Consider the following 19,571-nt stretch of genomic DNA (forward strand, 5'->3'; position numbering starts at 1 on the left):
TAAGTGTCTTACATATAAAGAATTAAAGAATGAAACTCAACTTTTTAAATCTAGCTAAATATAAATCAAAAACTTACCGAAACACAAACTATTCAAAACGATCAATTGAAAATGAACACTATAAAATTGCATTAGAAATTTCTAATGTTGGTCTTTGGAATTGGGGCATTGAAAGCAATAGAGTCTTCTATTCAAAAGAATCAAAACAAATTATTGGTTACTGTGAAAGTGAATTAAATAGTACGTCAGAGTTTTTGGATAAAAAAGTGCATCCAGATGACAAGGAAGGCCATTATAGAGATTTTAAATTGCTCCTAAAAGGCAGGATAGATTCTTACGAGAACGAGTATCGGGTTTTATGCAAAAATGGTAGCTACAAATGGATTTTAGATAAAGGGAAAATTATTGAAAAAGATCTTAACGGCAACCCAACACTTATCATTGGCACGCATTCCGATATTACCAATTTAAAACAAAAAGAAGCCCAACTCAATAAGAATCTTCAACTAATCACCAGTCAGAATAAAAGACTGTATAGTTTTACCCATATTGTTTCTCATAATTTAAAAACCCATATTGGCAACTTCAAAAACATCTTAGAGTTTTATGATGAAGCAAATTGCGAGAACGAAAAGGAAGAACTCATTCAACATTTACAGTCTATTTCAACATCTTTAACATCAACCATTGCAGATTTAGACGATATTATCAGCATAAAATCCAAAGCGCACAACAACCAACTTAATGAGCGTGTTAATTTATTTGACTGCGTCTATAAAGTAGTAGAGAGTTTAAAAACTGAAAGTATTAAGAGCGACGTTACTATTTATAATGCTTTAAGAAAAAATGAATTCTTAATGACCAATAGTGCCTATTTAGAGAGTATTTTTTATAATTTGATATCTAACGGGATAAAATATTCAGATCCCAACAAAAAATCTCAAATAATTATACAATCTATAAATACAAAAGACAATCTGAAAATTCTCATTTCAGATAACGGTATTGGTATTAATATGGATAAATATAAACATCAGATCTTTGAAATGTATCAAACTTTTCATGGCACTGACCGAAAAGATTCTAGAGGTATTGGGCTTTATATTACAAAAACGCAAGTTGAAGCACTACAAGGTGTCATTCTAATGGAAAGTGCGCTAAACGAAGGCACCACTTTTTCATTGACCTTTAAAAAACAAAAAACACTCGTTTAAAGTGTTTTTATTTTTTGGGCTCAGTACATTTCTTTAAAGAAATCAGCTCCTATTATTTTGAATTCATTAGTTTTTCTGAAGGAATATTAATTTCAGGAATGTCAAACATGAAATAACTATCCGTTAGACTTAAAGCGGATACGACTTCCAAATTATGAAAGCTAACTTTTCCCAAAAATCTACAGCTATCAAAATTAGTCGTATGGTTCTTTGTGTTAATAAAACCTAAATCCTGAGCAAACATAGAATGACTAAAATCTGCTTTATCCCTAAATTCAGTATAGTTAAAAAGCACGCGCCCTCTGCAGTCAATCAAAGTAAAGTCCGCATATTTGAAGAATTTGCCTGCACTAAATTGTAATTCAGAATTGAATAAACTGTTTTGAAAGCTTGCAATGTCATAAAACTCTGCATTCATAAAATTAACTCTTTGATTAAAAAATGCGTTCTGAAATCGTAAAGCTCCTTCAAATTTACATGTATTGAAAAAAGCATTTTCATGACAATGTAACTCTTCGAAATTAGCACTCTTATCAAATGTAGAGTTTGTAAAATCTGTTCTTCCATAGATGCTACTTCCTCTAAAATTAACGTCTTCTTCAAAAAAACAGTCTATAAAAGTGACATTACCCTGAAAAGACGTTAACACAACACTTCCATCCTCCATTTTTCTAAAAGCACTTACAGGCTTTTTAAAAACACATTTTTTAAATGTAATTCCCGATTTCACATTAACTTGGTAAACACCTTCGCTGATGAGATGAGCATCTAAATACGATGTAAAATCAATAACTTCATCGATCGTCTTATTCTCAATGTAAATTGGCTGATCTGTTTTAATTAATTTTTTCATACTATTGTCTTCATTAGTCGAAGAGTTCTGGGTTGCGCAAGATAATTGGACCAAAGCAACCATTGCTAAAATGAAATGTTTCATGTGTTTACCGTTATTTTAAGATGAAGTTTCAAAGCCTATGCGCAGTATATCCAACATAGGCTAGAAACATCATTATATTATTTAAATTTAGTTACCGTAGTATTTATCCTTGGTAAGTTGGATATGCTCATCAATTTTACTGTCGATATTTCCATTTCGCTTTTCCTTTTTGATGAACTCTAAGATCTCCTTTTGGGTATAGGCATTCTTAAAGTTGTCCGTAACCGCAGTTTGACGCTCGTTTCTCTTAAGATTCTGCACGTTTGGCTCTAGATTATTAGTGAAACTAAATTGATCAATAGTGGCTTCGTTACCGTCTTGAGAAGATGACCTAGAACTATATCCATAATCAAAATACTTTGGATCTAAGGTGGTATAGAACAGGTTATTCATTTCATCTTGTTCGTTAAATTTGTCTTCTGCATCAGCAATAAGAACCAAATAATAATACCCAGATAATTCTGGCATGTAATAGGTTCTGATTTGACTTTCCAGTCCCCAAGCCGTCTGCGTGAAACTATTCCCTGAAGGAATATCAAGATTAAAGACACAATTATCAGCAGTTGGACAATCGTAGGTATTCTGTGCTATAGATGTATTGAATTCATCATAATAAATCACACCATAATCATTGGCGTCAAAAGCATTAAAATAAATATAATAGATAGACCAATCGTCATTTGCAGAAGCAGTTTGATTTCCGATATTGTAGATATTAAAATCGATCACTCTTTCGGTTGGTTCGCCACTAAATTGATAATTTGAATAATCTGCAAAAACCCATGGTGCTAAATCAACACCTGTTGTTACAGGATTGACATCATCTGGCGGATTGTTTTCACCACCACCTTCTTGATCTGAAGCTATAAATAAAGGTTTGTCACCGTTATAACTTGTACAAAATTCATTCATCATATAGTTATAATCGACCCAAATATAGCCGAAATCGCCCCATGTTTCGCCCCAAGAATTAATAACTCTAAAAGCACCATTAGCACCTTTTGAATCATCGTAACCAGCAATGACCATGGCATGGTAAGCATGCTGTCCAACATTGTTATAAGAGGTGCTTGATGACAACACAACATCACTGTTCCAACTCATAAAGTTATCTGCTAATTTTGCACCAAGGATCACAGGAATATTATTCGCCAGATTCTGTTTAATGCTTTGAATGCTCGCATCTATTTTTCTCCAGTATTGTATTTTATTCTGATTGGCTTCCGTTGTCCAACTCGATTGAACATTAGAACTAGAGCAGTTTCCTAAATTTGTATAAGGCACGGTTTGTTCAGTAGCGACACCTCTGTTCTGAAGTAAAGTAAGTGCTTCTGTAAAATTTGTTCCGTTACAATCTGTACCTTTTTGGTTATCTGGAATGGCCGTAAATAAATCCTTTGGACTAAATTGATTGGATGTTGACGCCAATTGTGCTGTAGACAAGCCATTGCTCATACCATTTAAAGCCGTTTTATAATTATAACCCACAGCCCAAGATACACAAGTACCATATGGATTTTGATTTCCTATCGGAGGAAATTTAGGAACAAGATCTACGGATGATGGTAAGTTGGAATTTCCAAAACTAAAATTCGTTGATGTTGGAATGGTGCCTAAATCATCTTCTCCACTCCACCCTAATGCGAAATCACCTTGTGGCTGTTCTTCTTCCTCAAAAGGTTCGCTGTCTTTATCACAGCTGACAAAAACACATAGTTGTAATGCAAGTATAGCGCATAAAAAGAAATTAATTTTTTTCATAATAATTGATTTAATAGTTCGATTTAATGGTTCGTATTACACATACATCGACATCTATTAAATATGTCATCATAAAAATTCAGAAAAATTTAACTTTATTTATCCTACCCTTGTAATCGTTAGAAAATGGCATAAAAAAATCCGGTGTAAAACCGGATTTTAGTTATGATATATATATTCGTTATTTTATTTAGCAATATTAACCGCTCTAGTTTCTCTAATTACCGTAACCTTTACTTGTCCAGGATAAGTCATATCGGTTTGAATTTTTTGCGAAATCTCAAAAGATAAGCTGGCTGCTCTGTCATCCGTTACTTTTTCACTTTCTACAATAACACGCAATTCTCTACCAGCTTGTATGGCATAAGCTTTCTTTACGCCTACAAAACCAAAGGCAACATCTTCCAAATCCTTTAAACGTTGTATGTAAGAATCCAGTACTTGTCGTCTTGCGCCTGGTCGTGCACCAGAAATAGCATCACACACTTGGATTATTGGTGACAATAATGTTGTCATTTCAATTTCGTCGTGGTGCGCTCCAATCGCATTACAAACTTCTGGTTTTTCACCATGCTTTTCTGCCCATTGCATTCCTAAAATAGCGTGAGGTGTTTCTACGTCTGTTTCAGACGATGGTACTTTTCCGATATCATGCAATAAACCTGCTCGTTTAGCCAATTTAGGATTTAAGCCTAATTCCGCTGCCATTACACCACAAAGTTTTGCGACTTCACGCGAGTGTTGCAGTAAGTTCTGTCCGTAAGATGAACGGTATTTCATTCGACCCACCATCTTTATTAATTCAGGATGTAAACCATGGATTCCCAAATCGATAACGGTTCGCTTACCAACTTCGATAATTTCTTGTTCAATCTGCTTCTCTGTTTTTCTTACAATCTCTTCGATACGTGCTGGATGTATTCTTCCATCCGTTACCAATTTATGTAACGATAAACGTGCTATTTCACGCCTAACGGAATCAAAGCAAGACAAGATAATGGCTTCTGGTGTGTCATCAACAATAATCTCAACACCTGTTGCCGCTTCAATGGCTCTAATGTTTCTTCCTTCCCTACCGATTATTCTACCTTTAACGTCATCAGATTCTATGTTAAAAACAGACACACAGTTATCGACGGCTTCTTCTGTACCAATACGTTGAATGGTATTGATTATAATTTTCTTAGCCTCTTGCTGTGCTGTTAATTTCGCTTCTTCCAAATGGTCTTGTATAAATACTTGAGCATCCGTTTTAGCTTCTTCTTTAAGCGATTCCACTAATTGCTCTTTGGCTTCTTCAGCAGACAAGGACGAAATGACCTCTAATTGTTTTATTTGGCTTTTATGCGCTTTCTCTACTTCTTCTTGTTTCTTTTCAAGATGTTCCAATCTAAAATCATAATCTTTTATTTTAGATTCTAAGGATTGATTGGATTTTTTCGTCTTATTAAGCTCAGTGGAAACTTGCGATTCTTTGTCCCTAATGCGTTTTTCGGCTTCTGCCATTTTTTTGTCCCGAGACAAAATCACTTTTTCGTGCTCAGATTTAAGCTCAATAAATTTCTCCTTTGCCTGAAGCATTTTATCTTTTTTGATGGACTCGCCATCTGCCTTTGCTTGTTTTATAATTGATTTGGATTCGTTTTCTGCATTTGCAATTAATTTAGAAGCCTTTCCCTTTTCTAAAGATTTAGCGATTACAAATCCTATTATTACGCCTAGTATTAGGCCTCCAACTATATACATAATTGTGTTAGTGTCCATATTTATTGTTTAGTTTATTGGTGTTAGGTAAAACATTTTAAAGTTTCCAACAAAAAGTTGGAATAAGCTCAACTAATTAGTTTTTACCAAAACTAAAGTTGCTATAAAAAAAAAGCCTACATCAGTTATCGGTTTTGTATAAACTCCTTAAAAACAAGTTTAGGGCTAACAAGCTGATCAAAAATCCGCCTGAGATACTTTAGAGACTGAAATAAATTCAGCATAAAGCACTAGCGGCACGATTTTACAACTTAAACTCACCCTTTTTAAAGAATTGATCGTTGAGTTTATCAAAAAATGTAACTAATGTAGGCAGTAACCTTTTATTTTAAAGAACGTACGAGTTAAATATGTGCTTGCAGCAACTCATTTAAAGCTTCTAACTTTTCCTGAACTTCTTCATTCACATACTCTTTATCTATTGATTTTTGCTCTACTTGAGCTGCAAACTGCAAAGCACACATGGCTAAAACATCTTGCTTATCCCTTACAGAGTAATTCTGCTCAAATTGTCCAATCATAGCCTCAATTTTTTTTGTGGCTTTACGTAAACCTTCTTCTTGGCCTGGGTTTATCGTCAAAGGATAAACTCTATTAGCTATAGAAAGTTTAATTTTTAATTGTTCTGACATATAACGTCTAAATTTACAACTTTATTCTGACAGTTGCCCAATACAATGGTCAATATCCCTAATAAGTGCATTTATTTTGAGCTTTGTTTCTCGTTTATTTTCGTCACTACCAAGCATTGAATTTGCCATTTTGAGCGTATCATGTTTTTCGATCCAACCAGCAATCTCATCTTGTTGCTCCAGAAGTTTTTGTTGTTGTTGTTCTAATTGGTCCGAGAGTTTAGCGTTGGTCTGTTTTAAAACCTCTTGCTTATGTAAAATCTTACTGATTTTATTCTCTAACGCATCAACAATGTCTTCTATTTTACTCATTAAAGCAATTCAATACTATTGAAACAAAGTTAACATACCTAACGACAAAACACAATTCTTTTATGATTATTTTTTAAATTTTAAAAGATGAATAGGTTACTAAGTTGTCCATAATTATAACAGAACAAATTTTATGCTTTCAACATCCAACGCTTTCAGTTTAAAGCGATAAGGCACTCTTGTTCATCTTTTTACGTTTGTATTAACTATTTAGTCATAGTAAAAATTCTAAATCAAAGTTATACCTATTAAAATTGTTACTTTAATATGCTGAAAATCAATATTTTCATTTATATTTAAAATTTAATTTACTGATTTAAAGCGCTTTAATCGTTTGTCATAAGAATAGAAAATGATTTATTTCACCTTATATAAATTGTAAGACTAGTCCATCAAAATTTATAAACTCATTACATTTGCAAATCGATATCGAATTTATATTTTAGCTTATTATATGAAACAATTTTTTCTCTTCTTTCTTCTCACATGCGCTGTTTATGGACAATCGGAATATCCTCAGGATTATTTTAGGCATCCATTAGATATTCCATTGGTGCTTGCTGGTTCGTTTGCTGAATTGCGTTCCACACATTTCCATGGTGGATTGGATATTAAGACGCAGCAAAGGGAAGGATTAAAAGTTTATGCGGCTGCTGAAGGTTATGTGAGTAGAATCAAAATTTCAGAATTTGGTTACGGAAAGGCGCTCTATATTACACATCCCAATGGATACACAACGGTTTATGGTCATCTTCAAAAGTTTTCCAAACGTTTAGAAGATTTTATTAGGGAGTGTCAATATGAAAAGGAAAGTTTTGAAGTTGAAGTTTTTCCTAGTTCCGAAGAACTCTTGGTAGACCCCAACGAAGTAATTGCCTATTCAGGTAATACAGGAAGCTCTGGCGGACCGCATTTGCATTTTGAAATTAGGGATAATCAAGAACGACCAATGAACCCATTACTTTTTGGTATGCAAGTCAAAGACACCAAAGCACCTTATGTTTCTGCCGTTTTTGCCTATCCAAAAGATGCAACTTCAACAATTAACGGTAAAAATGAACGTGTTGAGTTACGCCTAATTCCAAAAGATGAAGGCGCCTATGAAGTTGAAAAAATAACAGCTTATGGCAATATCGGTTTTGGAGTGGTATCTAATGACAAGCAAGATTTAGCTCCAAATAATAATGGCGTCAGTAACATTCAGACCTTTTTTAATGGCAATAAAAGTCTCGAAGTCGATTTTAAACGCTTTAGTTTTGATGAGACCAAGCACATCAGACGCTACGTGGATTACGACTACTATAAAAGTAACAAATCCAAAATTCAAAAGTTATTCATTGAACAGAACAATCCTTTAAGCCTTTATAAAGATGCTTATGACAATGGTTTTGTTCTAGTGGAAGACAGTACAGCTTCCGTTTATAAAATAAAAATAAATGATTACCATAAAAATGAGACTTGGGTTACCATTCCTATAGAGGGAAAACCTGAAACTATAGAGCAAGACGATTTCATAGATACTTCTGAAAAAACTTTGGTCTACAGTAGTAAAGCAACGACTTTAAATTCTGGACTTATAAATGTAAAATTCTATGAAAATACGTTGTACGATGATACCTATATAAATTTTAGGGTGAATTCTGATACCCTATTTCTAGACGAAGATAGAATTCCTATGCAAAAGAATTTTTATATCAATTACGATTTAAGCAACTATAAAAGCGAGCATCAAGAAAAATTATTTGTTGCCAGATATTATGGCAATTATTGGAAACCGTATTATGTATCTAGCTCACGTAAAGGCAATATATTAACAGCTAGGACCAAATCTTTGGGAACCTTTGCACTTGCTACAGATACCGTACCACCAACTATAAAGCCTATTAACTTTCAAGATAAAAAATGGATTAGTAAATATCGTTACTTAAAAGTAAAGATTGATGACGACCTTTCTGGAATAAGTAAATATAGGGCCACTGTGAACGGTAAATGGATTTTAATGGAATACGATTATAAAACCAATACCTTAACACATGATTTTAATGATAACATCGTTAAAGATACCAAGAACGAATTAAAAATAATTGTTACGGATAATGTTGGAAATAGTTCTACATTTGAAGCAACATTTTTTAGAAAATAGGAAATTAAGAATCAAGACCGCTTATGCTTCTAGAACCAAGAACATAGACGCTTATAGATGCTGAAAAATTTAAAGTATAAAATTAGCAAACTAGGAGGTATCTATATTTTGTCTCAGAAATAATGTGGTAATTCTATGCTCAAAATCACTTCGTTAAATTGTCCCCTTGATGGGACTTTAGTGGTGTTTTTTGAAAATAAGAATCTAAATTTCACGTTAACTGAACTAAGAAAAACTAAATTATTTGAAACGCTTACATTTTACTATCCTACTGAGCTTACTTTTTAGTCTGCTTTCTTTTTCACAATCTGCTACCATTAGAGGTGTTATTTTAGACGAAGCCAATATGCCGATTGAAGGCGTTAATATTAAGGCTAATACAGGCGAAGGTACAGCAACCAATAGCAATGGATTTTACGAACTTAAAGTGCCTTTTGATGTTGAAGTAACAGTTGAGTTCACTCATGTTTCGCACAAACGGGTAGAGCAGAAATTTAATTTAAAAAATGGGCAGGAAATTGAATACAATCCTGTGATGCTTGTTGAAATAGAGCAAATAGCAACCGTTGTCATTAATACGAATACGAGATTAAATGTTGAAGGCGTCGTATCCATTGATCCGTCAACTTTAAGAACTATAAAAGGCGCCCAACCTGGTGTTGAAAACATCTTAAAAACCTTACCAGGTGTTAACATTTCGAATGAATTAAGTACCCAATATTCCGTAAGAGGTGGAAATTTTGATGAAAACCTAGTTTATGTGAACGAAATTGAAGTGTATAGACCATTTTTAATTCGTTCTGGAAACCAAGAAGGTTTGAGTTTTGTGAATACAGATATGGTACATAATGTCGATTTTTCTGCTGGCGGTTTTCAGGCGAAATATGGCGATAAATTATCATCGGTTTTAGATATAACGTATCGAAATCCTGTGGACTTCGGCATTAGAGCCGATTTAAGTTTGTTGGGCGGAAGCGTTACTGCCGAAACCGTTTCAAAAGATGGAAAATTTTCAGGGATTGCAGGCGTACGTTATAGAGATAATAGTTTATTGTTGAATAGTCTTGAAACCGAAGGCAATGTAGAACCTGTTTTTGCTGATGCACAAACCTATTTGACTTATCGTTTTTCGAGTAAGTTCCATTTGAATTTTTTAGGGAATATATCCTTAAACAAATACAATTTCCAACCTGAGAACAGACAGACCAATTTCGGGACTTTAGAGAATCCTGTGGCACTTTTGGTGTTTTATGACGGTCAGGAAAATGACCAATACCAAACCTATTTCGGAGCTTTTAAGGCCAATTATTTTGCTTCAGATGATTTAACCTTAAAACTTATTGCTTCGGCTTACCACACAACGGAACAAGAATATTTCGACATATTGGCACAATATCGATTAGGCGAAGTCAATACCAATATTGGAGATGAAAATTTAGGGGAAGTGGAGTTTAGTGAAGGTATTGGCTCCCAACTCACTCACGCTCGTAATGATTTGGATGCATTTATTGTCAATGCAGAGCATCGAGGCGACTACAAAGTTGATGACGAAAGTACTATTGAGTGGTCTGTAAAATATACTCACGAAGATATTAGAGACCGTTTGGTAGAATACGAAGTCATTGATTCCGCAGGATTCTCAATTAGACCGCCTCGATTTAGTGAACCTAATCCGCAACCTTACGAACCGTTTACAGGGCCATTAACGGCGTTTGAAAACATAAGAGCCTTAAATTATATACAGATAAACAGACTTCAAGCTTTTGCACAATACAGTAAACAAACGGATTGGAATGGACACGAAGCATTTTTCAATGCCGGTGTAAGAACACATACTTGGAATGTGAGTGGCGATGGAATTTCAGACCCTAAAACACAATCTGTGATTAGTCCAAGAGCTCAATTTGCCATAAAACCAGATTGGGAAAAAGACATGCTTTTTAGAATCGCAGGTGGCTTATATTACCAACCACCTTTTTACAGGGAGTTGAGAGATTCTTCCGGTACAGTGCAACCTAACGTAAAAGCACAACAATCGTTTCATATCGTTTTAGGAAACGAATACAGTTTTGAAATTTGGGAAAGACCTTTTAAATTGGTTACTGAAGCTTATTATAAAGGGATGACGGACGTGAATCCTTATACACTGGAAAACGTAAGAATTCGTTACAGCGCTGACAATAATGCCAAAGCTTACGCTTATGGTCTGGACTTAAGACTGAATGGCGAGTTTGTGCCTGGCACAGAATCCTGGTTTAGTTTTGGATATTTGAAAACTGAAGAAAACATTGACAATCGTGGGTATATTGCCAGACCGACCGACCAACGGTTAAAATTCGGTGCTTTGTTTCAGGATTATGTACCGAATATGCCAGACTTAAAAATGTATTTAAATTTGGTTTACAACACAGGAGTTCCTGGTGGTTCGCCTAGTTATGCAGACCCTTACGTTTATCAACTCCGCTTACGCGATTATCGACGTGCTGATTTAGGGATATCCTACCAATTGGTCAACCCGGAAAAAACTTATGATGCCAAATGGAAAAAAACGGTTAAGGAACTCTCCATTGGTTTTGAAATCTATAACATGTTCAACAACCAGAATTCCATTACCAATACTTGGGTAAGGGATGTTTATTCCAAAGCCCAATATGCCATTCCCAATTATTTAACACCTCGTGTTTTTAATGTACGATTGTCTGCTAGATTCTAAATTTTCTTACGAATTTGAATATAGTTTGATGGTTTTTTAGTGGAACTACCAATTTCGACGATTATCGAACACTCCATGCATTACAATTTCGTTAAGTTTGTAAATCACTAATTCACTTTTAGTTACCCTACTAAACTTTAGTGCAAAAATTTAAGAATATGAAACTTTCTTTCTTTGCCTGTTTAATGCTATTTTTTTCCTTTTCTTTCGCACAATTGAGTGTACGGAATGATGCATTTGTCTTTGTTAACGATGAAGTGCTTTTTGTTAATGACGATGTCAATCTTGAAGAAGCAGATTCAAAAATTTATTTAAGGGACGAATCCCAACTCATTCAAGGGACAGGTACGACTGGAAATTCTGGTGTAGGAGAACTTAGTGTTTATCAAACCGGAACCGTTAACCAATGGGCATATAATTACTGGTGCTCACCTGTAGGAAATAATTCCGCTGCGTATGGAAATGAAAGTGCTCGAGTAAATTTAATCGATGATGCTACTGGAATTCCATCAGCTGGAGATCCATTAGGATTAACTTCGAGTACTGATGCACTATTTACCACTGGTTACAATGGTAGTGCAAGTCCGTTAACCATTTCTTCACGTTGGTTATATACATATTCTATATCAGATTCTTATGCAGATTGGAACGCTATAGGTTCAACTGGTGCTATTAATCCAGGCCTTGGTTTTACAATGAAAGGTAATGGAACTGGTGCAACTGGTAGTCAACTTTACGATTTTAGGGGCAAGCCGAACAACGGAACTATGACTAACTCTGTTGCTGAAGGCGTATTTACTTTAGTTGGCAACCCTTATCCCAGTGCTATTGATTCAGCTGCTTTTATTCACGACATTGATAATGTGAATGCTATAGATGGCACTTTATTTTATTGGGAACAAGATGCAAGTATTCCTGGTCCAACAGGTACTCAATCTCATGTTTTAAGAGATTATGTGGGTGGATATTCCGTATTCACAATAGACGCCTCAGGTGTAATCATGTCCAATGCTCCTGCTGCTTTTTTTAAATATGATGAGCAGGATAATGTCCTACCTCTGCCGCCTGGACCTCCAAGTAACGGTTCTAAAATGGCATATCGCTACATACCAATTGGCCAAGGTTTTATGGTCCAAGGCGATGTAGGCTCATCTGGAAGTGTAAGTATAAAAAATGCACATCGTATCTATGAAAAAGAAGGTATAAATAATAGTTATTTTTTTAGAAGTGAAAATAACAACGATATTACAACCTCTTCTGGAGTTCAATTTCAGGAAAATGGCTTGTCTATTGTGCCAGATGATTACAAACGATTTAGAATTAATGTGGAGTTTAGCATCAATGAAGCAAATTATGTAAGACAAATGTTATTGAATTTCCATGATACAGCTACTACCGGTTTTGATTACGGATTAGAACTAAGTCGTGCGAGCGAATTAGTAAATGATGCCTATTTTACTTATAACGACAAAGACTTTATAGGCCTAGCCTATCCATTTGAAAACACATTGGCTATTCCTTTAATAGTTGACATTGAAGAACAACAACCACTTCGCTTTAGAATATTCGATATTCAAAATTTCGATGATTCCCAAGGCATTTATATTCATGATATTGAAACTGATATTTATGTTGATTTGAGACAGCAAGATTACGATCTTAATATTGCTCCAGGCAACTACACAGATCGCTTCGAAATTGTATTTACCACAGAAAGCACTTTGAGTATTGATGAATTAGATATCACTTCTTTAACTATTCTACAGGATAATGGTAAACATCAACTTACGGTTCAAAATCCGAATAGTTTAGATATAAAATCTGTAGAAATTTTTGATGTTGCCGGAAAACAAATCTTGAAAGGTAATTACGATGCTATTGAGGAGCAATACAATTTATCTACATTGAATTTAAGTGATGGTGTGTATGTTGTAAACGTATCTACGTACTCAAACACTAAAGCAAAATCCAAGAAGATCATCGTTAAGAATTAACAAATGTCTTTAACACATTAATGACATAATCTAATTCTTCTTTAGTATTATAAATACTGAAAGAGAAACGGACAGAAGGCTGCTTTAGTTTTTCTTCATTCAAAATTTCAGTCAACACATGCGATTGTTGGTTACTTCCGCTTTGGCAAGCACTTCCCTTTGAGCAGGCAATACCTTTTAAATCGAGTTGAAATTGAAGCATCGCAGCTTTTTCTGGAGCAATGGGCAAACACACATTAACCAACGTATAAGTGCTATTAATCTCGTCAGCGCAACCGCCATTAAAACTTGCTTTTGGTATATGCGTTTCTAGCTGTTGCATGAAATATGATTTTAAACCTAAAACATATTGCTTTTCGTCTTCAAGATTAGCATAAGCAATTTTTAAGGCTTCATCCATACCAACAATATTATGAATGGATTCTGTACCAGCTCTATAGCCTCGCTCCTGTTCGCCACCAAAAATCATTGGTTTCAATCCAGATTCTTTCCTGATAAAACAAAAACCAACTCCTTTTGGTCCATGAAATTTATGAGCGCTTGCTGCTAAAAAATCTATAGGTATCGCTTGTAAGTCTATTTTATAATGACCAATGGATTGTACGGTATCTGTATGGAACATGGCATTGTATTTTTTGCAAAGTTCTGCGACACGCTTAATATCTAAAATATTTCCAACCTCGTTATTAATATGCATTAAACTAACTACAGATTTGTTACCCGATTGTAGTAATTCTTCTAAATGCTCGTAAATAATTACGCCACAGTCGTCAACATTTACAAATTTCAACGTTATGTTATATTCTTTTTGTAATTGTTCCGCTGTATGTAAAACAGCATGATGCTCAATTTTGGAGGTGATGATTTCGGTTACGCCTAAATCTCTAACGGTACTTCGTAGCGCAAGATTATCGGCTTCCGTTCCTCCAGAAGTAAATACAATTTCTGATGCAGCCACATTGAAATATGAAGCTATATTTTTCCGGCATTGTTCCAAAAGTGCTTTAGACGAGCGACCAAAACTGTGCGTAGAGGATGCATTTCCATAGTTATTCTGTAAAACTTTCGTCATACGGTCAATAACTTCTGGTCTTATAGAAGTTGTAGCTGCGTTATCTAAATATACTTGCTTCATATATAACTCGTCTTTGCTGCAAAAATATCGTAAATAAAATTATTTAGATAATGCAGCGTTATAATTTTACAAATCCTTTATTTTTGTTGAAAATTGAAGCTATGATACGTCGTTTTTATATCCTTTTTTGTTTGGTCTTTATGGTCGCCTGTGATGATGGCGATATTCTTACAGTTGAATTAGAATTTGATGAAGAATTGGAAATTTGCGATAATTTTGTAGCGTCATATTTAATTTATAACACAAAATCTGATCCTAATGAATCCTTAACCTTATTGCTTCCAAAGCCAGAATATGAAGATTTATTTTTGTTTCCCACACCAGAAGGAGACCCTGAAATAATACAACTCTCAGATTCGGATGTCCAATTTAATTATCGTTCATATAATATTAATCCCAATGCACTATTATGTGATGTCATTACTAATTCTGAATTAGTAATTACAGAGGATTACCCAGCAGATGCAGGTACCGCTGAGGTAACCGTGACAGTTTTAGATGATGATAATGATGGTGTTCCAAATGAGTTTGAAGGTATTTCAGGAGACCAATATGAAGATGGCATTTATTGGGATTCTCAAGATTGGGATGACGACGGAATCCCTGATTACTTGGATGAGGACGACGATAATGATAATGTATTAACCAAATTCGAACTAAATGACGAAGATGATGATGATGATGACCCAACTACAAATCCACTAAATTCAGACGCAGATGTACCAATAACAGGAGATAATTTTCCGGATTATCTTGACGACGACGATGATGGTGATGGAATTCCTACTTATCTAGAGGATGTAGATGGTGATAAAAATCCACGAAGTGGTTCAGTAGATCAAGTTGTGGATGTAGAAGGAATAAGTGTTTATCGTTATTTATATAATCATGAAGATTATATGGACCCATATCCAGATCCAGGAAAAAGAATTACAACATTCAGTAGAGTAGTAACCACAACATTTGTTGTGCGAGATATTGACTTAGAAGTTCTAAGAACAACATTTATTAGTTTAGGGACTTTGGGCACTTCTTTAACAATTACGCCTGCCGTATTTGATCAAGACGAAGACTAAGGCTCAATATTCTGAAAAATCCGAACCTCAGTAGCACCTAAACCATAAGTTTTATAATCTGCATCATAAAACTTTACATTGTTATAACGCCCAAAAAGCGTTTCCAGCTCTTGGCGAAGCACGCCTTCTCCAACACCATGTATAAATACAACTTTAGGAATGCGTTTTCTGATGGCAAACTCCAATTGGCCTCTTGCGGTGTCTAATTGTAAATTGAGTATATCAAAATTAGACATCCCTTTCGAAGATTTTGTTAATTGATGAATATGCAGATCGACTTCAAACTTTGGAGCGTGTCGCTCTTTGGGTTTTACCGTTGGCGTTGATTTTCGTTTTATGGATTCCTTTTCTTTTTTTACTGCTTCAAAATCGGTGTTGTAAACGGCATTTTCAAGCGAATTTCCCGACGACGTCAACATGAGCTCATGAGCTTCAAACTGCAAATCGAAACCGTCGTCAGCCTCAACCGTAATTGTGTTTTCTGAAATCTTAGTTATAATTCCAGTAATATCATCATCAATGGTTTCCACCTTATCGCCTACTTTAAACTTCATCCTCTTTCTCTGTTTTTATGGAAGATTCTTCAGGTTTATCGTGCTTACTTGGAATATTTCTAGAGGTTCTATAAATCCCAAACATTAAAATCACAATACCACCTATTAATAAATATACATTTTGCTCAGCTTCGGCTTGGGCATAAAAAGCCACCAATCCGCCAACGATGATGCATATCAAATTTATAATTCTGGACATATTCATTTCAAATGGATTATTAATGAACTTGGTTAGACTTTTTCAATGAGTTGAAAAATTGTCCTTTTTCGCCTTTACCAAAAAGTTTAAAAAAGTTCATAAACAAAAGTAGTATATCAAAGATTAATACATCTTTTTTTCGACAGAAATTACACGTATTAACACAAATCCATTAAAACGTTCTGTAGATTTTTTTACCTATTTGACTTGAGTGTAATATGCAATTTGTTAAATTAGCACTATGCTTATTATTGCCAAAGGACTTGAAGATTATATGTTGCCATGCCTAAACAAAAAACTGTTAGGGTTTGAATGTATGGGTTGTGGAATGCAACGTTCGATTGCCTTGATATTTAATGGGAAACTGATTGACGCCTTTTTTATGTATCCAGCGATTTATACATTAATCGTCTTTTTTGGGTTTTTAATTGTCAACAGTTTCTGGAATATTAAGAACAGTAATAAAATAATTATTATCTTGGCTTTGACCAACGTGTTTATAATTGTAACCAATTTTATAATCAAACTTTACTTAAAATAAATTTCAAAAATTATGGAACAACAAAAATTAAACCCAGCTATTGTTTATGTATTAGCTATTATTGGATTACTATGCTGCTGTATTGGAGGCGCTGGAGTTTTACTTGCAGGACCTGCATTTTTAATCGCCCAAAGTGGTTTAAAAAAAGCGAGCCAAAATCCAGAGGATTATGATCAAAGTAGTGTAAAAGCTATGAATACCGCCAAAATTGTGGCGCTTGTAATCTTAATTATAAATGTGGTTTACTTAATAATGACAGTCTATAGAATATATACTGTTGGTTGGGACGAATTAATGAGACAATCCCAAGAAATGATGGAACAATGGCAACAAAACCAATAGTTTAATCTTAATAACACAAAAAGCGATTTTCAATTAAGAAAATCGCTTTTTTTATAAATTAAAATTTCTATTATTCAAATTCCTTTAAAGTCTTCGTGATTATGGAAACACAATCCAGTAACTGATCTTTGGTCATTACCAAAGGTGGTGCAAATCGAATAATATTACCATGGGTCGGTTTTGCCAATAAACCGTTATCCCTTAATTTTAAGCAAATATTCCAAGCGGTATCGCTGTCTTCAGAATCGTTGATTAAAATAGCATTCAACAACCCTTTTCCTCGTACCGCATTAACGATAGAACTCGTTTCAATAAACTTAGAGAGTTCGCTTCTAAATAATTGTCCTAATTCTTCTGCATTGTTTGCTAAATTCTCCTCTTTAATGACTTCTAAAGCTGCTATTGCGACTGCTGCTGCTACAGGGTTTCCACCAAAAGTACTTCCATGGTTTCCTGGTTGAATAACGTTCATTATACTATTATTGGCCAAAACCGCAGAAACAGGATAGGCACCACCAGACAAGGCTTTTCCTAAGATTAGGATATCTGGCTTAACTTCGGGAGTTCCCGAACAATGTTTATCCGCACAACTGCAATTACCGCAAGTCGCTAATAAACGACCTGTTCTAGCAATACCTGTTTGTACTTCGTCTGCAATAAACAAAACATTATATTTTTCACATAATGCCTTTGCTTTTGACAAATAACCGTCACTTGGTACAAATACGCCAGCTTCGCCTTGAATTGGCTCAACCAAAAAACCAGCAACATTAGAATTACTTTTCAAGGTATGTTCTAAAGCTTCAAGATTATCGTAGTCAATTTTAATAAAGCCTTTGGTATAAGGTCCAAAGTTTTTACGTGCTACAGGATCATTACTAAATGAAATGATAGTTGTGGTTCTTCCGTGAAAGTTATTTTCGCATACCACAATTTCGGCTTCATTCTCATCAATGCCTTTGACTTCGTAAGCCCATTTTCTACAGATTTTCAAAGCAGTTTCTACGGCTTCTGCTCCAGTATTCATTGGTAAAAGCTTATCGAACTTAAAGGTTTCAGTTGCATATTTCTCAAACTTACCCAACATGTCATTGTAAAATGCTCTCGATGTTAAGGTCAAGGTCTGTGCTTGGTTTGTCATTGCGTTCACAATCTTAGGATGACAATGTCCTTGGTTTACTGCTGAGTATGCAGAAAGGAAATCATAATATTTTTTTCCTTCCACATCCCATACATATACACCTTCTCCTCTACTCAAAACTACAGGTAGTGGATGGTAATTGTGCGCACCATATTTGTTTTCTAAATCTATCGCTTGCTGCGATGTTACTTGGTCTAAAACAGCCATTTTAATTTAATTTAAGGTTTATGCCTTAGTAAAAGGCACCGTTCAACATTGCTAACAATGCAAACATGAATAATTAAATCTCGCTTAGCGAGTTCCTTATCTACCTTTTTCCTTTCAGCCTTTGCTCACAGTAACTTTAGTGAAGATGTGAAGACCGAAAATTCAGCGTGGGAAAGAAATCATCCTTAGAGGTGTGCAAATTAATAAATATTCCTGTTGTATTGAAACATAATAAGGCCTTTTTCAATACCAGATTTATGAATTATTAAAAAGTATTTTATTGGCAAAACAAACTATTTCTAATTAATAAAAACTACATATTGGTCTTCATAATGTCAAGCAAAGTCTAGGGGTTTTGCCTGTTGTCCTAAAAGGCATAGATTATAATTGATGTCTCAGTTGGTTTAAAATATATACTAAAGTTTCCAAGTGAAGAAACTCGAATGTCCTTGAAGTCCGATTATTTATAAATAAAAGGTGTATTTGCAATTTCCTTTGTATGCTTGGTTACCAAACCAACTAATTTCTTTGAAAAGGATGCTGATTTATTTCGGTTTACCCAATACTCCAGTATACCAACGAACTGTATATCTGCTGTTCTTGTCCAGATTACATTGCGTTGAGCCATTCGAGATTCCGTTTATCCATTTCATGTTGGGAAATAAGTTCACCGTTTTTTACATCTTCTTCGCTCATTTGTAACATTAACTTTTGCTCATCGGTTAATGCTACTTTATCAGACTCTGAGGCACTAAAAGTTACAAGCTTATCAAGAGTTTCTAAAAATTCCTTATTTCTTATCGAAAGAATTTTTTCAATTAATCCGTTTCTAATTTTATCTACATTAGCCATCTTATTGGATTTTCTGTTTTTGCAAATTACAAATATTCTATTTGAATTCATATT

Annotated in this window: 18 protein-coding genes and 1 other RNA gene; 7 read left to right on the forward strand and 12 right to left on the reverse strand. The window is 34.5% G+C overall.

The genetic code is table 11. From position 1 onward, the window contains the following. Nucleotides 1-29 precede the first annotated feature (29 nt). Nucleotides 30-1,214 carry a PAS domain-containing sensor histidine kinase gene (locus HM987_RS11015; RefSeq protein ID WP_179008007.1) on the forward strand — a complete coding sequence of 395 codons (1,185 nt, stop codon included), beginning with the start codon at nucleotides 30-32 and terminating at the stop codon, nucleotides 1,212-1,214. Between the two features lie 52 nt (nucleotides 1,215-1,266). Here HM987_RS11015 and HM987_RS11020 read toward each other — a convergent pair whose 3' ends face one another. The 6 genes from HM987_RS11020 to HM987_RS11045 form a co-directional block, all read right to left on the reverse strand. Continuing rightward, nucleotides 1,267-2,151: a pentapeptide repeat-containing protein gene (locus tag HM987_RS11020; protein ID WP_179008009.1), complete on the reverse strand. Its 885-nt coding sequence runs from the start codon at nucleotides 2,149-2,151 to the stop codon at nucleotides 1,267-1,269. Nucleotides 2,152-2,238: 87 nt separating this feature from the next. Continuing rightward, complete coding sequence (locus tag HM987_RS11025; RefSeq protein ID WP_179008011.1) at nucleotides 2,239-3,912, reverse strand: C1 family peptidase; 1,674 nt, start codon at nucleotides 3,910-3,912, stop codon at nucleotides 2,239-2,241. A 186-nt stretch (nucleotides 3,913-4,098) separates the two neighbouring features. Next, on the reverse strand, nucleotides 4,099-5,676 hold the full coding sequence (rny, locus tag HM987_RS11030) for a ribonuclease Y (RefSeq protein ID WP_179008013.1): 1,578 nt from the start codon (nucleotides 5,674-5,676) through the stop codon (nucleotides 4,099-4,101). A gap of 140 nt (nucleotides 5,677-5,816) precedes the next feature. After that, nucleotides 5,817-5,963: non-coding RNA, 6S RNA (ssrS, locus tag HM987_RS11035), on the reverse strand. Nucleotides 5,964-6,020: 57 nt separating this feature from the next. Beyond that, nucleotides 6,021-6,308, reverse strand: coding sequence for a cell division protein ZapA (locus HM987_RS11040; RefSeq protein WP_179008015.1), 288 nt, complete (start codon nucleotides 6,306-6,308; stop codon nucleotides 6,021-6,023). A 21-nt stretch (nucleotides 6,309-6,329) separates the two neighbouring features. After that, nucleotides 6,330-6,620, reverse strand: a complete 291-nt coding sequence (locus HM987_RS11045; protein WP_179008017.1) for a hypothetical protein — start codon at nucleotides 6,618-6,620, stop codon at nucleotides 6,330-6,332. A 454-nt stretch (nucleotides 6,621-7,074) separates the two neighbouring features. Between HM987_RS11045 and HM987_RS11050 the strand changes: the two genes are divergently transcribed. From HM987_RS11050 to HM987_RS11060, 3 genes are all read left to right on the forward strand, one after another. Then, the gene (locus HM987_RS11050; protein WP_179008019.1) at nucleotides 7,075-8,763 is read left to right on the forward strand and encodes a M23 family metallopeptidase; all 1,689 of its coding nucleotides are present in this window, start codon (nucleotides 7,075-7,077) and stop codon (nucleotides 8,761-8,763) included. A gap of 244 nt (nucleotides 8,764-9,007) precedes the next feature. Beyond that, nucleotides 9,008-11,476, forward strand: a complete 2,469-nt coding sequence (locus HM987_RS11055; protein WP_179008022.1) for a TonB-dependent receptor — start codon at nucleotides 9,008-9,010, stop codon at nucleotides 11,474-11,476. Nucleotides 11,477-11,634: 158 nt separating this feature from the next. Further along, nucleotides 11,635-13,470 (forward strand): T9SS type A sorting domain-containing protein, encoded by a 1,836-nt coding sequence (locus tag HM987_RS11060; protein WP_179008024.1) that lies wholly within the window; start codon nucleotides 11,635-11,637, stop codon nucleotides 13,468-13,470. Here the strand turns inward: HM987_RS11060 and HM987_RS11065 are convergent. After that, nucleotides 13,460-14,605 carry a cysteine desulfurase family protein gene (locus HM987_RS11065; RefSeq protein ID WP_179008026.1) on the reverse strand — a complete coding sequence of 382 codons (1,146 nt, stop codon included), beginning with the start codon at nucleotides 14,603-14,605 and terminating at the stop codon, nucleotides 13,460-13,462. The genes HM987_RS11060 and HM987_RS11065 overlap by 11 nt on opposite strands. A gap of 50 nt (nucleotides 14,606-14,655) precedes the next feature. On the opposite strand from HM987_RS11065, the gene HM987_RS11070 reads away from it, so the two are divergent. Then, a complete protein-coding gene (locus HM987_RS11070) occupies nucleotides 14,656-15,681 on the forward strand; it encodes a hypothetical protein (protein WP_179008028.1) in 1,026 nt (341 codons plus the stop codon). Here HM987_RS11070 and HM987_RS11075 read toward each other — a convergent pair. Next, nucleotides 15,678-16,235, reverse strand: coding sequence for a Smr/MutS family protein (locus tag HM987_RS11075; protein ID WP_179008030.1), 558 nt, complete (start codon nucleotides 16,233-16,235; stop codon nucleotides 15,678-15,680). The genes HM987_RS11070 and HM987_RS11075 overlap by 4 nt on opposite strands. Continuing rightward, nucleotides 16,225-16,434 carry a hypothetical protein gene (locus HM987_RS11080; protein WP_229724387.1) on the reverse strand — a complete coding sequence of 70 codons (210 nt, stop codon included), beginning with the start codon at nucleotides 16,432-16,434 and terminating at the stop codon, nucleotides 16,225-16,227. Before HM987_RS11080 ends, HM987_RS11075 begins: the two co-directional genes overlap by 11 nt. 241 nt (nucleotides 16,435-16,675) lie before the next feature. On the opposite strand from HM987_RS11080, the gene HM987_RS11085 reads away from it, so the two are divergent. Together HM987_RS11085 and HM987_RS11090 are read left to right on the forward strand one after the other, a co-directional pair. Beyond that, complete coding sequence (locus HM987_RS11085) at nucleotides 16,676-16,975, forward strand: DUF2752 domain-containing protein (protein ID WP_179008034.1); 300 nt, start codon at nucleotides 16,676-16,678, stop codon at nucleotides 16,973-16,975. A 12-nt stretch (nucleotides 16,976-16,987) separates the two neighbouring features. Next, a complete protein-coding gene (locus tag HM987_RS11090) occupies nucleotides 16,988-17,317 on the forward strand; it encodes a CCC motif membrane protein (RefSeq protein ID WP_179008036.1) in 330 nt (109 codons plus the stop codon). 70 nt (nucleotides 17,318-17,387) lie between these two features. Here the strand turns inward: HM987_RS11090 and rocD are convergent, their stop codons facing one another. The 3 genes from rocD to HM987_RS11105 all read right to left on the reverse strand — a co-directional run bounded on the left by rocD (nucleotide 17,388) and on the right by HM987_RS11105 (nucleotide 19,568). After that, nucleotides 17,388-18,665 carry an ornithine--oxo-acid transaminase gene (gene rocD, locus HM987_RS11095; protein ID WP_179008038.1) on the reverse strand — a complete coding sequence of 426 codons (1,278 nt, stop codon included), beginning with the start codon at nucleotides 18,663-18,665 and terminating at the stop codon, nucleotides 17,388-17,390. A 460-nt stretch (nucleotides 18,666-19,125) separates the two neighbouring features. After that, a complete protein-coding gene (locus HM987_RS19535) occupies nucleotides 19,126-19,293 on the reverse strand; it encodes a hypothetical protein (protein ID WP_229724389.1) in 168 nt (55 codons plus the stop codon). Next, the gene (locus HM987_RS11105) at nucleotides 19,275-19,568 is read right to left on the reverse strand and encodes a hypothetical protein (RefSeq protein WP_229724391.1); all 294 of its coding nucleotides are present in this window, start codon (nucleotides 19,566-19,568) and stop codon (nucleotides 19,275-19,277) included. The genes HM987_RS19535 and HM987_RS11105 overlap by 19 nt, the downstream gene beginning before the upstream one ends. Between the last annotated feature and the right edge of the window lie 3 nt (nucleotides 19,569-19,571).

It is taken from the genome of Winogradskyella forsetii (genome assembly GCF_013394595.1).
In the GTDB taxonomy this organism is placed as follows: domain Bacteria; phylum Bacteroidota; class Bacteroidia; order Flavobacteriales; family Flavobacteriaceae; genus Winogradskyella; species Winogradskyella forsetii.